Raw genomic sequence first — 12,791 nt, forward strand, 5'->3', positions numbered from 1 at the left:
AGGCGCTATCAGTTGGCCCCGATCGGACTACCGGAGTAACGGCGGGCGACGGATCGAACGCCGACCACGTGCCGACATTCGGGCACAGGTGAGTAGTCGGTTCTGGTCCGGCCCAACGATTTCCGGAGAACCCGCGACGCCGATTCGACGTGACCGAGGAGACCGATGGCGGACCCGCACATCCCAGCCGACGGCCTGAGCCGCACCGCCCTCTACACCGCCTGGGTCAGGGCCGCCGAGACCGACCTCTTCACCGACCCCCTGGCCGGGCACCTGCTGCGCGAGCTGGGCGACCACGAGGGCCTCGCGTCGTTCGTCGAGCAGATGCGCTCGAGCGCGAACGGCTTCGCCACCTACCACCTGGTGCGCACCCGCTACTTCGACGACCGCCTCGGCGAGGCCTTCGCCGCCGGCGTCCGGCAGGTGGTGACCCTCGCGGCGGGCATCGACGGCCGCCCGGCCCGCCTGCCCTGCCCACCCGGCACCCGCTGGTTCGAACTGGACCTGCCGGCCATGACGGAGTTCAAGACGGCCCTGCTCGCGCGCTCCGGGCTGCGCCTGTCCTGCGACCGGGCCGGCGTCGCCGCCGATCTCACCACCGACTGGGCGAACCCGTTGCGCCAGGCGGGTTTCACGTCGTCACGACCGACCGCGTGGCTCGTCGAGGGCGTGCTGATGTACCTGACACCGAGCCAGGGCGACGCGCTGCTCGACGCGGTGACCGCGCTCTCGGCCCCCGGCAGCCACCTGTTCCTCGAACACCTGCAGGCCTCGATGCTCGGCAGTCGCGGCAGCCGGGTCCGGGAGGGCCTGAAGAAGCAGGAGGTGGTCTTCGCCGCGGGCCGCGACGACATCGCGGACTGGCTCGGCGCGGCCGGGTGGCGGGCGGAGGTGCACGCGGGCGACGACCCCGCGATCGGCCACGGCCGGTCCGTCGCGCCCGTGCCCGCGGCGTGGCTCGCGTCCGGGCGGCTGGCCGGCGGCACCGCACCCGGTCGATGACGCCGACAGCGAATCGCCTGGGTTCAGCGCGGTCCGGACGCCCCGCACACCGGGGCGCCCGGACCGCGGTTCAGGACCTGACCGGAACCTGGTTGACCCACTCCGGCGCCCGCGGCATGCCCTTGCGCTGCTCGGCGTCCCGGGTCAGGCCGTCGGCCTGGTCCGCCGGTACGACCACGGCCAGCAACTCGGACGGCGCCCCCGGCTTCACCGGCGGGACGTAGGTCTGCGCGCAGTCCCACGTCGAGTTCCCGTCCTCGCTCGGTGTGCAGGGCTGCTGCGGGAAGTACCGCCCCTCGGCCGTCACGAAGGCGAACACCCGCGACCGCGCCGGGTCCGCCGCGACCTGGGCCCGTCCGAACTTCAACTGGGGAACCTGCTCCTGCCGCGCCGACTCGACGACGGCGGAGGTGGTGGCCGGCGCGGCACCCACCACCGGGTCGGCGGACTCGTTCTGCCCGAGGAAGTAGCCGCTCAGCACCGCGGTCAGCAGCACGAGCACCGCCGCCAGCGCGAGCAGCACGACCCGTTGGGACCGGGTGATCGCCCACGGCAGCACGCCCCGGACGCGCCTGCGCGGACCCGGTTTGAGCGGTCCTCCGAGCTGCAACGCCCTGTCGAGGACCCGTTGGGCGATCTCGGGTCTGCCGTGCCTCGCGGCCGCGCTGCCCAGCATCAGCGAGAGCTGTTCGGACTGGCAGGTCCGGATGAGCCGGCCGGCGTGCTTCTGCGCTTCCGGAGCCCCCTGGAGGTCCCGGAGATCGGCGCCGTAGAGCGTCTGGAGGAACCGGTTCAGCAGCTGGAACCTGGTGTCGATCTCCACGAACTCGGCGGCCCGGTTCACCGTGTCGGCGTCGAACGCGGCACGCAGCTGTGCGCGGTCCGGCACGTGCGCGAGGGTGTCGAGCTCCTGGAGGAACTCCGTGACGTTCCTGGCGTTGAGCAACGGCGTGGTCAGCTGCTCCTTCAGGTTCGACGGCATCCCCCGCGGCGGCGCCGGGTCCACCGCGACGGCACTCGCCGGGACGGTGCTCGGCGGGACGCGGACGCCACCGGACGGCAGGTCGGCCGGCGCGGCGGACGGCCTCGGTTCGGGCGGGCGCGGCGCCACCGGCGGGGGCGGCACCGGCGGCCTGTTCGGGGGCGGCGTGCTGCGGAGCAGACCCGCGACGAGGTGTCCAGCGATCTCGACCAGCGGGCTCTGGTCCACGACGGGCTCGTGGAAGCGCACCACCAGCCGCCGGTGCGCCTCGCCCGCGCTCGGCACCACCGGCAGGAACACGATCTCCGGCAGGTTGTCGATGCTGGCGCCGTGGCGGTCCTCGTAGGTCGAGAAGGTCCACCGCCTCCGGTGTTCGGGGAACTCCCGCTCCAGGTAGTTCTCCGCGGCCCTGCGCACGGCCCAGAGCAGCGGCAGTCTGCTCGTCTCCGGACAGCCGATGACGCTCAGCGGGTACGCCGGGTACTCGAGGATCTTGGCGATCACCGCCACCAGTTGCTTCTCCAGCGACCTGACCAGGTCCAGCGGCGGCTCGGGCGCGTCGGCGGCGCAGCTGCGCAGGTAGTGGACCGAGTTGGTGCCCATCCCCCCGGCGGGGGCGGCCGACTTCCAGCCCACCCAGCGTTCCAGCCGCAGGGCGAGCGCCGCGTCGAGCGTCGCCACCGACCCGATCAGGACGTGCGTGTTGCCCCGGCCCTCGGAGAAGCCCTCGCGCACGCGGCGCACCACGGCGGCGTGCCCGTCGGGGAACTCCAGGTAGGACAGCGCCACGTCGGGCGGTTCCAGGCCGTTCACCGGTTGCAGGCGGACGTGGTCCTGCAGCCTCGTGCGCCACATCTCCGCCCGCCGCGCGTCGAGCGAGCTGGAGACGATGGTGTGTTCACCCGTGTCGAGGGACCATCCGAAGAACGCTTCGTCGATGACCTCGTCGGGCCGGCGGTCCGTCATGGCATGCCCACTCTCTCGGCCTCCTGGCCGGCGATCACCCCGGTCATGGCGAGGATCGAGATCAGCGGCTCCAGCACCCTGGACGGGCGGAACCCGCGCGGGAAGTACTTGGGGAACTCCTTGTCGGCCTGCTTCGGCAGCGCGTCCCCTCCGCTGGCGGAGGTGAAGTGCAGCGTGCAGCGCGAGAACGCCTCGAACGGGCGCAGCGACGCCCCCGAGCCGACGTGGTGCAGGTAGGCGTAGACGTCCCTGCTCTCGGCACGGATGCGCGCCGCGTTCAGCACCTGCTCCTCCCCGCGGTGCAACCAGCGGTCCGCCGGTGCCACGTACCTCAGCCGGTCCGACTTGGTGACCGCGATCGCCGCCGGCAGCACGCGGTCGCGCAGCCGTTCGATCGCGAGCTCGAACGAACGGTTCTCGCTGTCCACGGAGGACAGTCCTTTCTCGGCAGGGTCCGCCGAGGCGTGCACGAAGATCACCGCGTCCACGCCGAGCAGGAACCTGGTGGCGCGGTTGCGGGCGTCGGTGCTCCGCAGGTCCTCGCCGGAGACGTCGAAGAAGATCAGCGGGCGTTCCCCGGTCGGTCCGCGCAGCAGCAGGATGTCCGCCGCCTCGATCACGCCCGTACCCGTGCCCGCCAGTCCGTCGCCGCGCTCCAGCGGGGTGATGTACTGGTCCCGGAAGTGCACGTGCCTGCGGAAGTCCAGCGCTGTCACGGTGATCCCGTACGCGGCCAGCCCGTTCAGGAAGGCCTGCCGGATCATCGCGGTGAGCAGGTGGGTCTTGCCGGAGCTGGGCGCGCCGACCAGGCCGATCACGAGCGGGTCGCCGTGGTGGCCGAAGCTCGCGGGCAGGAAGTGCTCGACCATATCGGCGGACGGGTTGGGACAGCGCCGGTACCCGTTGCGGATCAGGTCGGCCTGCTTCACCGGGGACACGGTCGAGATGTCGAACAGCTCGTAACGGCCGTCACCGGGGTTGAAGAGCCAGACCTCCGGTTCGTTCGGCCACGCGAACTCGTCGGCGCAGATCGGGCAGCGCGTCGTCCTGCCGGACGTGGTCACGCGATCACCTCCGAGGCCACGACCATCACCGACACGAGGAGCATCGCCGACAGGAACGGGAAGAACCTCTTCCGCCTCCTGCCGGGAGAGTCCTCAGTGGACTGCGCACGACCCGCGGTCGCCATCTGGCCCCGAGCCGGCGCCTTGCCGCGGGCCACGTTCTCGAACAGCTCGCGCCCCTGGGCGAACCGCGCCTCCGGGTCGACGAACGACGGCAGGTGGTTGTCCCCGTGCAACCTGCTCAGCAGCTCGGCCGCCGTCGGCCGGTGCTCCACCGTGGTGCCGAGCACGGGATCCAGCAGGCCCCGCAACCGGTCCGGGTCGTGGCGCCGGTCCGGCTGGGCGTCGACCGACGGCCCGAGGTGCAGCCGGCGGACGAGCAGCGCCGCGGCCCACAGGTCGTCCCTGGCGTCGACCACGCCGGTGGCCGCCGCCTGCTCGGGCGACCGGACGGCGCCCGCGCCGGGGCGCCGCAGCTCGCCGACGCGTTCGGAGGACTCGAAGTCCACCAGCTGCAGGACGCCGTTGTCCCAGCGCAGGGCGTCGGTGGTCACCGCGCCGTGCACCACCCCGGCCTCGCTCGTCAGCCGCAGCAGGCGGAACAGGGCGCGCTCGAACTGCTTGCGCTCCGCGTCCTGGAACCGTGCCGCCGGGCCTGCCACCGGCACCCCGGAGTACTCGCGCAGCAACGCGAACGGCTCCTCCGCGTCGATGTTGTACGCCACCAGCTGGGCGAGCTCCCGCGGGTAGCGGTCCGGGTAGCTCTGGCCGAGCCGCGCGCCCGCGCGGATCTCGTTGTCCAGCAGGTCGTAGAGCCGCGGGTTGCGGGCACCCGCCGCGCGCGAGACGTACTTGCACACGAACGGCTTCCCGTTCACCCGCACGAGCCGCTGCTCCAGCACCGAGCCGGGCGTGACGAACTCGGTGTGGCCCTCGATCTCGATCTCCTTGAGCTCGCCGGTGATGTACCGGCAGCGCACCACGTCGGTCTTCCCCGTCACCGGTCACCGCCCACGAACTGGCGCACCGACTCGGTCCGCAACGGCAGCAGCCGCAACGCGCCCACGAACTCCCCGCCCTCTCCCCAGGTGATGCCGGGGTCCGCTGTCAGTCCTCTGTGGACTCCCTCCTGTTCCAGCAGGCGACGGAGCCGCTGCGGCCCGAACCGCACCAGGCCGGGGGCCGCGGACGTGCTGAGGTAGCCGAGCTGAGCACCGCGGCACAGCTGGGTCATGTCCCCGCCCGCCTCGGTGCGCAGGGCGGCCAGCGCCGTCGGGGACTCGGACCACACCCTGGCCATCAGCGCGTCGCGCGGGGCGTGGTCGCCGCCGAAGCGGTTCGCCGAGAGCAGGCCGTTGCGCCGGACGTCTCCGCCGTACTCCCCGAGCAGCCGGTCCAGGCGCTGGGCGTAGACGCCCTCCCCGGTGCGCACGGACGTCACGGCGGCGGGCCAGGCGGGTTCCAGCGCGCCCCGGCACACGTCGGCGAGGTCGCCGCGGATGACGGTGTAGAGCTCCTGGGGCACCGGCCGGGCCATCGAGGCCAGACCGTTCCCGGAGGCCGGGGTTCCCGGCGGGATGGTGAACAACCGGTTCCCCGCCTCCTCCAGCGCACCGGTGATCTCCTCCAGTCCGGCGGCGACCTCCGTCGCGACGGTCGCGATGGCCTCCCTGCGGTGCAGCGGCTGCCACTCGCGGACGGTCGCGTCCTCGGCGATCCGCGTCAGGTCCGCCACCGCGTTCTCCAGGTCCGCCACGCGCAACGCTCCGCGCCAGTCCCGCACCGCCCCGCGCCAGCCGAGCACGATCGTCGTTCCGCACAGGACGATCAGGAGCGTGACCAGCAGGCCGACCGTCACCGGCGACAGGCCGACGAGCTCGCTGATGAGCAGGTCCCCGGCGAACAGGCCGCCGGGGACCTGGCCGGTGACGTACCTGCCCGCGACGACGCCCGCCACCACACCCGCGAGGCCGGTCAGGCCGTAGGCGAGCAACGCGGGCACGAGCGCCGCGGCGAGCCCGGCCTCCGCCTCCTTCTCCGGACGCCGGGCCAGCAGCAGGAGCCCGGCGCCGAACCACGCCGCGGCCAGCAGCACGCCCGATGCCCAGCCCGGCCACCCCGGCCCGAGCACGAGGGCGAGCACGCCGCAGCTCAGGAAGATCAGCGGCAGGGTGAGCAGGGTGAGCGGCCACCGCTTGAACGCCGGCATGGCGAGCTCCAGCGGTCCTCGCCCGGTGACCTGGTCGAGGTCGGTCGCACATCCCTGGGGTCCGCAGTTCGCGGCCACCATCCGCAACTCGTGCGCCAGCACCGGGAGCGGAACCCCCTCGCCGAGCCGGGTGTCCACCGCCTCCCGCAGGTCCGCCGCGAGCTCGGCGCGGTTCGCCTCGCGCGGCCGTTGCACACCGAGCTCCACCACGTCCTCGACGGCCGGCCGCCCGGCCTGGACGTGACCGTCCATGCGCCGCAGCAGTTCCACGACCGCCAGTCGGTAGTTCTCCACCGCCTGGCCGGCCCAGGTGACCTGGGTGCCGAGCCGTTCGGTGGGCCGAGCCGAGCCGAACAACGCCTTGGGCGTCCTCAGCACCCGCGCCAGCCCGGCCACGTGTCCCAGGCGCCGCAACGCTTCCGTCTTCGCCGCCTGGACCGGCCCCGCGACCACCGCGCCCTCTCCCGCGAGCGGTCCGGTCTGCCGGATCGACGCGCCGAGGTCGTGCGGGGGCAGGTGTTCCATCGTGCAGAGCGACCGGACGGCCGCCGCCCGTGCCTCCGCCAGTTCGACGGCGTCGGCCGCGCTCGACACGATCCGGAGCCCGGGGTTGACCGCGACGGCCGGCGCGTCCTCGGCCGCCGCGACGACGCGGTCGAAGAGCGCGGGCATCTGGAGGGCGGCGACCAGGTGGACGAGTCCCATGCCCGGTTGGTCGACCGGCCGGGGAGGCGCGTTCTCCGGCGCCCAGTCCACGCCCTCCGGGTCACCGACCCAGAGGACCGCGGCGTGCTGCAACGCGGGCGGCACCGTGAGCACCACCCCGTCGAGCGCGTTGTCCGTGCCCGCCTCGCCGATGGCGATGCACACGACGGCGGTCACCATGTTCTCGCCGACGAGCGACAGGTAGACGTCGGCGTGCTCGACGAGCGAGCGGGCGTTGTCGAGCACCAGCACCCCGCCGGACAGCTCGCCGCTCGGCAGACCGCCGGCGCCACCCCGCAGGTCGACCAGTACGACCCTGGACGTGTTCATACCGCCGCCTCACCGCCCAGCCCGTGGGCCACGCGCACCTGCTCGCGCAGGTCGAGCAGGTTCTTCGAGGTGTTCGCGACCTGCTGGCGCAGCGCCGCGGGCAGCGTCGTGGACCAGAACTCCCGGATGACGGCGAGCTGCGGTTCCTGGCTCAGCACGCGGTGCTGCTCGGCCTCGGTGATCTTCAGCTGCTCCTGGTCCACGAGGTCGGCGATGGCGGAGAACTCCGGCGCCGGCGGGAACGGCGAGCGGTCGGCCCGCTCGGGGATCGACGACATCAGCCGCGCCGCGAGGCTGCGCCTGCTCAGGTTGTCGTCGGTGAGCACCCAGCGCTCGTAGGCCTGCAGCACGCTGGCCCACGACGACAGCGAGCCGAGCGGCGTCAGCTCGAGCTTCATCGACACCGCTTCCCTGCTGCCGATCTCCACGGTGATGTGATCCGGGCTCGCGAGCTTGCCCGACACGACGACCTTGCCGTCCCAGGCCGCGCACAGCAGCCGGTGCAGCACCTGCCGGCGGTCCTGCTCGCTCATCAGCAGGTAGTGGCTGTCCTGGCTGAGGCGGCGGCGCCACGCGAGCAGGTCCTGGGGCTGCGGCCGGCGTTGCGCCTCGGCCCAGACCTTGATGACCCGGCGCAGTTCCGGCACCTCGGTGACGCCCATCGAGCTCCGGTTGAGCACCACGACCATCGCGTCGGCCAGGACCGCGCGGAACTCCGGCTCCCCCACCATGTCGAGCGGCAGGGAGACCTCCCGGCGCAGGAACCGCTCGATGTCACCGTCCCGCTGCGAGGCGGGGTAGGTGAACAGCGCCTTGAGCGGCGCGTGCCCGTCCGGCGCGAAACCACCGGGCACGAGCTCGGCGAGCTTCTGCCGGAACCTGTTCAGGTCGGTCTCGGTGACCGTGTTGTCCCGCCGCTGCACGGCGTTCGCGAGCAGGTCCTCCATCCGCGGCACCAGCGCGGGACGGGCACGGTCGCTGGGGCGCACGCACTCGGCGACGGCCTCCTTGATCCGCTGGCGCACGGACGCGACCGCGGCCTCCGGGTCCTGCCGTCCCCTGGCGAACGCGTCGGCCCAGCCTTCCTGGCCCAGCAACAGGTTGAGGATGTGGCCCTCGTGCGGGTGCGGGCCCAGGTGCTGCTGCAGGTCCTGCTTGAGCCGGTCGAGCACCGACTGGTAGAAGCCCTCCAGCCCGTGGTCCTCCGGCGGCAGCAGGTAGGTCACGCCGACCCGCGCCTTGTAGAGGTCGCGGGAGCGCAGGTCGAACTGCGTCGGGTCGTTGCGCGCGTGGTTCACGAACGCGTCGTGGATGGCGCGGAACTGCTCGGTGAACGCCTGCCACGGCCTGCTCCACAGGCGGTGGCTGTCGTTCCACGAGGCGTTCCACATCCGGCGCGTCTGCCAGGCGTACCAGGCGTCCTGGTGCCGCGTCACCTGCTGCACCGGTTCGTCGGCGATCCGCAGGCGCTGCATGAACTTCTTCTGCAGGTTCTTCGGCAACGGCGGCGCGGCGGCGTTCATGCCGGGCGGCGGCGCGGGCGGGGTGCGCCAGCCCTCCAGCAGCGACCGGAACCCTCCCTTGTCGAGCGGGTCGGTGAGGTCGCGGTGGCCGAACACGGCGCGGTTCAGGCGGAACAGGTCGAGGTCGCGCAGCAGCACGGAGGCCGCCGCGGCGGGGTCGAAGTCCTGCGCCAGCGTCGCGACCGGCCCGGCCAGCGCCTCCATGCCGCGTTCGACGTTGGCGCCCATGGCGTTCGCGCGGTCGGTCAGCGCCGCGAGCACCGGCCCGTACCCGACCGGGCTGCCCATCGGCGGGATCCGCGCGGGCGTCGCGTCGAGCAGCCGGTCGAGCCCGGACGCGGTGATGAACTGCCGGATGTGCGGCTTGTTCGTCTCCGCGGCGCCCGGCGGGACGAGCAGCTCGTTGACGGCGTTGGCGAGCAGGTGCGAGGCGACCACGTCGGTCAGCTCCAGCAACGGGGTGGTCAGCGCGGCGACCGCGCTGGTCGTCACACCGCGCCGGCCCACGCCGGTGTCCGCGGTGGCGTGCCGGTCCACCTTGCTGTTGATGAAGTCGTCCGCGAACGACTGGTGCTGCCGGTTCGCGCCGTCCTCGTCGTCCTCGGCGTCGCTCGGCCCAGCCCCGATCAGCGAGGTCATCAGCGACACCATCGACCGGTTCAGGTCGTCCCGGCGCACGCCGCCGACCGGCCGTCCGAAGAGGAACGCCGTCTGCACCGTGTTGGGCAGCAGCTGCACCTGGTCGAGCTGCGGGTAGCGGACGGAGACAGCGCCGTGCGTGCCCTTGTCGTCCAGCTCGTCCGGCGACCCCTGCGCGTTCTGGTCGTCGATCAGCCGGAAGAGGTCGACGAGCGACGAGCCGGCGTTGAGCTCGGCGGGCCGCCCGCCGCCCTGGCCGTCGTCGAACGCGGACGGCATCAGCACGAGCGGGTAGATCTCCGCGACCTTGCCGCCGCGCCGCAGCGTCTCGCCGATCAGGTGCAGGTAGTCGTAGAAGATGCCGCTGCCCGTGCCGCCCGCCACGGAGAACACGACGAACACGGTCACCGCGTCGACGCGCTGCGCGTGCTTGCCGCTGACGACGAAGAGGTCGCCGGCGGACTCGTTGATGGCGGCGAGTGCGTTCTTGATGCCCAGCACCGCGGTGTCGGGGTTGCGCCGGATCGTCTCGAACAGCACCCCGCGGCCGACGGTCGGCAGCTGGCCCGCGCCGCGCAGCAGCGGCCCGACCCGCGGGTCGCTCTCCTTGGAGGGCAACCAGTGGATCGTGTCCTCGTCGGTGTTGATCCGCAGGCTCTGCGCGACGTCGGCGGAGTTGCCGAGGCCCGCGGGCACCAGGTCGGTGATCTGGTGCATGGTCTTCTGCGCGGCCTGCTCGTGCTCACGGCCGGGCACGACCTCGCGGCGCACGCGCTGCAGCTCGTTCGTGCTGAGGTCCGCGTAGACGAACTGCAGGCACGAAGGCAGCTGGTAGGGCAGGAAGGTCGAGTCCTGCATGGTCGAGAGCAGCCTGGTGCCGTCGGGGCCGCAGAGCTCCTCGCGCAGGCGCTTCTCGAGCTCCGCGCCGACCTTGCACCCGGTCCCGCCGAGCCCGACGAACAGCATCGGTTGATAGATCCTCATGTGGGCTTCGCACTCCTTGTCGCAGAAGGGATCCGGGTCCGGTCAGAACGGGTTGTTCGGATCGAAGTGGTGGTCGGTGGACCGCGTGGACCCGCCGGGCGGCCCGAAGTCCGGCGACGCGTGCCTGCCGTTCACCGGCGCGGCCGGTCCGGGGCCGTCCGCGAACGGGTCGTACGAACCGGCGAAGGGCTGCGCCGGCGGGCCGCCGAAGTCTGTTGTGGACGATGCGGGGAACGGGTTCGCCTGCGGCGGTTCGAAGACCGTGGTGGTGTCGGAGAACCCGGCGCCGTTCTGGTCCACGACACCGATCGAGAGGTCCCCGCCGATGTCGGTGCGTTCGCCCAGCGCGAGCCGCACCGGCTGGCGGCCCGGCGCGGTGAGGCTGACGCCGCCCGCGACCCGCCGCACCTCGTACACGTTCGGCTCGCCGGGGCCTGCCTGCTGGAGCCGCCGGCCGGTGAACTCCTCCACGAGCACGAACTGGAACGCCTTGCCGCGCGGGTTGCCGGGCTCGACCTCCGTGGCGAAGTAGCCGCCCTGCCACAGCTGCGCGGACAGCCCGCCCACCTGCATCGCCCTGCGCCGGCGAGCCAGCCTGCGGCCCAGCCACACGAGGACGACCAGCAGTGCCAACGCGAGCGCGCTCCACAGGTACCAGAGCCTCTCCAGCACTCCTGGCGGCGGCTGGACGTCCGTGGAGAACAGGCGCTCGGCGTAGACGGTCGACGGGTCGGCCCGGTCGACGAGGCGCACCGTGCCGCTGTTGACGCCCAGGGCGGTGTCCTGCCCGAACCGCAGCGTGAACTTCGCCGTCGTGGCACCGGTTCCCGCCGGCACCTCCGCCGGGTCGACGGTCAGCGTGGTGCCGGGCGAGAGGTCGTCGAGCCGCAGCTGCAGGTCCGCGGGTTGCCCCGAGTTGTTGGTGACCGAGACGGTGCCGGAGACCGTGCCACCCGGCGTGACCTCGGAACGGTTGCTGTCGAACAGGATCTGGCCGGAGACCTTGGTGTCCTTGCGCACCTTGGCCGGGTAGACGCGGGTGTCGCCGCCGACGCCGACGCCGGTGACCTGGCCGGTGTAGGTGAGGTCGCCGGTCGCGTCGTCCGGCACCTTCAGCTGCCCGGAGAACGTGCCGTCGCCGTCGGGGTCGGTGAGGGTGACCTGCTGGGCGGGGAAGCCCGCGCTGCCGGTCAGGGTGGTGACGAAGGTGAGGCCCCGCACCAGGTCCGGCTCGGTCACGGCCTTGCCGCGCGCCCACACCTGCATGGTCACGTCGACGGTCTCGCCCGCGGCCGGCTGCGGTGGGCTGACGGACAGCACCGCCTTCACCGCGGCCTGGTACATCACGGTCGCGGCCACGTCCTGCGCGGACACCTCCGCCGACGACAGCCGGATGGTCCACTTCCCCGGCTGCGGGTCGGTGATGAGCACCGACTCCGTCTCGGTCGCCTGGCCGGCGAAGTCGAACTTCGTGCCACCGGCGCGCGGGGCGGGTTCGCTCGCGCCCGCGGCCCGGTACTCGACCTGCACCTTCGGGTTGCGCTTGTAGACGACGATCGACGCGTCGCTCGCCACGGCCGGGATGTCGAGGGTGAGCTCCAGCGAGCCGCCCTTGGCCAGGTCGCCGCGCTGCGGTGGCGGGATGGCGACGCACCCCGCCGCGCTGAACGCCTCGTAGACGGCCGGCAGCAGCTCCGCGGACGAGGGCACGACCTTCTCGCGCGGGTTGGCGACGGACGGCGTGCAGCTCGTGCCTCTCGCGAAGCCGCGCAGCGCCTCGACGTCGACGTTGCCGAACCCGAGCGGCCACACCTGGGCGCCCGTCTTCTCCAGCTCCGCCAGCGCTTCCCGGGCCTTGGCGGCACCGACCTCGTTGCGGCGCGGGCCCTGTTCGCCGTACTGACCGCTGCCCGACACGTCGAGCTTGCCGTCGGTCAGCAGGAAGACGATCTTCTTCTCCGGCCCGCCGCCCTTCACGTAGGACAGCGCCTGCTGCAACGCGGCCGCGTGGTCGGTGCCGGCGCCTTCGCCGTCGCCCCGCTTGCGCAGCTTGCCGATGCAGTTCGCGAGCACGTCGCGCTGCTGCGCCGAGTCGAGCTTCGTGGGCGGGCACACCGCGTCCACCGCGGACTGTCCCTCCCGGTCCGCGCTGCCGAACCCGGCCACGGACACGACCGAGCCGGGCGCGAGGACGCTGAACGCGATGGTCCTGGCGGCCTCCTTCTCCCGCTCGAGGTCCTGCTCCGCGATGCTCCCCGACTCGTCGACGAGCACGACGACCTGCAGTGCGGGCAACGTGGGCGGTTGCTCCTGGGACGCGGACGTCACCCCGGCGAGGGCGGGGAGCAACGCCATCAGACCCACTGCCGCCAGCGCTGTTCGCCGGC

Annotated in this window: 7 protein-coding genes; 1 reads left to right on the forward strand and 6 read right to left on the reverse strand. The window is 72.7% G+C overall.

The annotated features are described in order from the left end of the window. Positions 1–165: 165 nt before the first annotated feature. Positions 166–1,002: an SAM-dependent methyltransferase gene (locus ABZX02_RS06665; RefSeq protein ID WP_355295515.1), complete on the forward strand. Its 837-nt coding sequence runs from the start codon at positions 166–168 to the stop codon at positions 1,000–1,002. A gap of 70 nt (positions 1,003–1,072) precedes the next feature. On the opposite strand, the gene ABZX02_RS06670 is transcribed toward ABZX02_RS06665, so the two are convergent. The 6 genes from ABZX02_RS06670 to ABZX02_RS06695 are packed head-to-tail and all read right to left on the reverse strand — an operon-like array spanning position 1,073 to position 12,759. Further along, a complete protein-coding gene (locus tag ABZX02_RS06670) occupies positions 1,073–2,950 on the reverse strand; it encodes a hypothetical protein (protein ID WP_355295517.1) in 1,878 nt (625 codons plus the stop codon). Beyond that, on the reverse strand, positions 2,947–4,014 hold the full coding sequence (locus tag ABZX02_RS06675; RefSeq protein WP_355295519.1) for a hypothetical protein: 1,068 nt from the start codon (positions 4,012–4,014) through the stop codon (positions 2,947–2,949). The genes ABZX02_RS06670 and ABZX02_RS06675 overlap by 4 nt, the downstream gene beginning before the upstream one ends. Beyond that, entirely contained in the window at positions 4,011–5,015 is a 1,005-nt protein-coding gene (locus tag ABZX02_RS06680) for a hypothetical protein (RefSeq protein WP_355295521.1), read from the reverse strand. Before ABZX02_RS06680 ends, ABZX02_RS06675 begins: the two co-directional genes overlap by 4 nt. Next, the gene (locus ABZX02_RS06685; protein ID WP_355295523.1) at positions 5,012–7,258 is read right to left on the reverse strand and encodes a hypothetical protein; all 2,247 of its coding nucleotides are present in this window, start codon (positions 7,256–7,258) and stop codon (positions 5,012–5,014) included. Before ABZX02_RS06685 ends, ABZX02_RS06680 begins: the two co-directional genes overlap by 4 nt. Beyond that, entirely contained in the window at positions 7,255–10,404 is a 3,150-nt protein-coding gene (locus ABZX02_RS06690) for a tubulin-like doman-containing protein (RefSeq protein WP_355295525.1), read from the reverse strand. Before ABZX02_RS06690 ends, ABZX02_RS06685 begins: the two co-directional genes overlap by 4 nt. Before the next feature lie 42 nt (positions 10,405–10,446). After that, on the reverse strand, positions 10,447–12,759 hold the full coding sequence (locus ABZX02_RS06695) for a vWA domain-containing protein (RefSeq protein ID WP_355295526.1): 2,313 nt from the start codon (positions 12,757–12,759) through the stop codon (positions 10,447–10,449). Between the last annotated feature and the right edge of the window lie 32 nt (positions 12,760–12,791).

This window comes from Lentzea sp. NPDC003310, assembly GCF_040610935.1.
GTDB lineage: Bacteria > Actinomycetota > Actinomycetes > Mycobacteriales > Pseudonocardiaceae > Lentzea.

Coding starts and splice junctions, on each gene's coding strand:
- ABZX02_RS06665 (WP_355295515.1), top strand. CDS start 166: ATGGCGGACCCGCACATCCCAGCCGACGGCCTGAGCCGCACCGCCCTC.
- ABZX02_RS06670 (WP_355295517.1), bottom strand. CDS start 2,950: ATGACGGACCGCCGGCCCGACGAGGTCATCGACGAAGCGTTCTTCGGA.
- ABZX02_RS06685 (WP_355295523.1), bottom strand. CDS start 7,258: ATGAACACGTCCAGGGTCGTACTGGTCGACCTGCGGGGTGGCGCCGGC.
- ABZX02_RS06690 (WP_355295525.1), bottom strand. CDS start 10,404: ATGAGGATCTATCAACCGATGCTGTTCGTCGGGCTCGGCGGGACCGGG.
- ABZX02_RS06695 (WP_355295526.1), bottom strand. CDS start 12,759: ATGGCGTTGCTCCCCGCCCTCGCCGGGGTGACGTCCGCGTCCCAGGAG.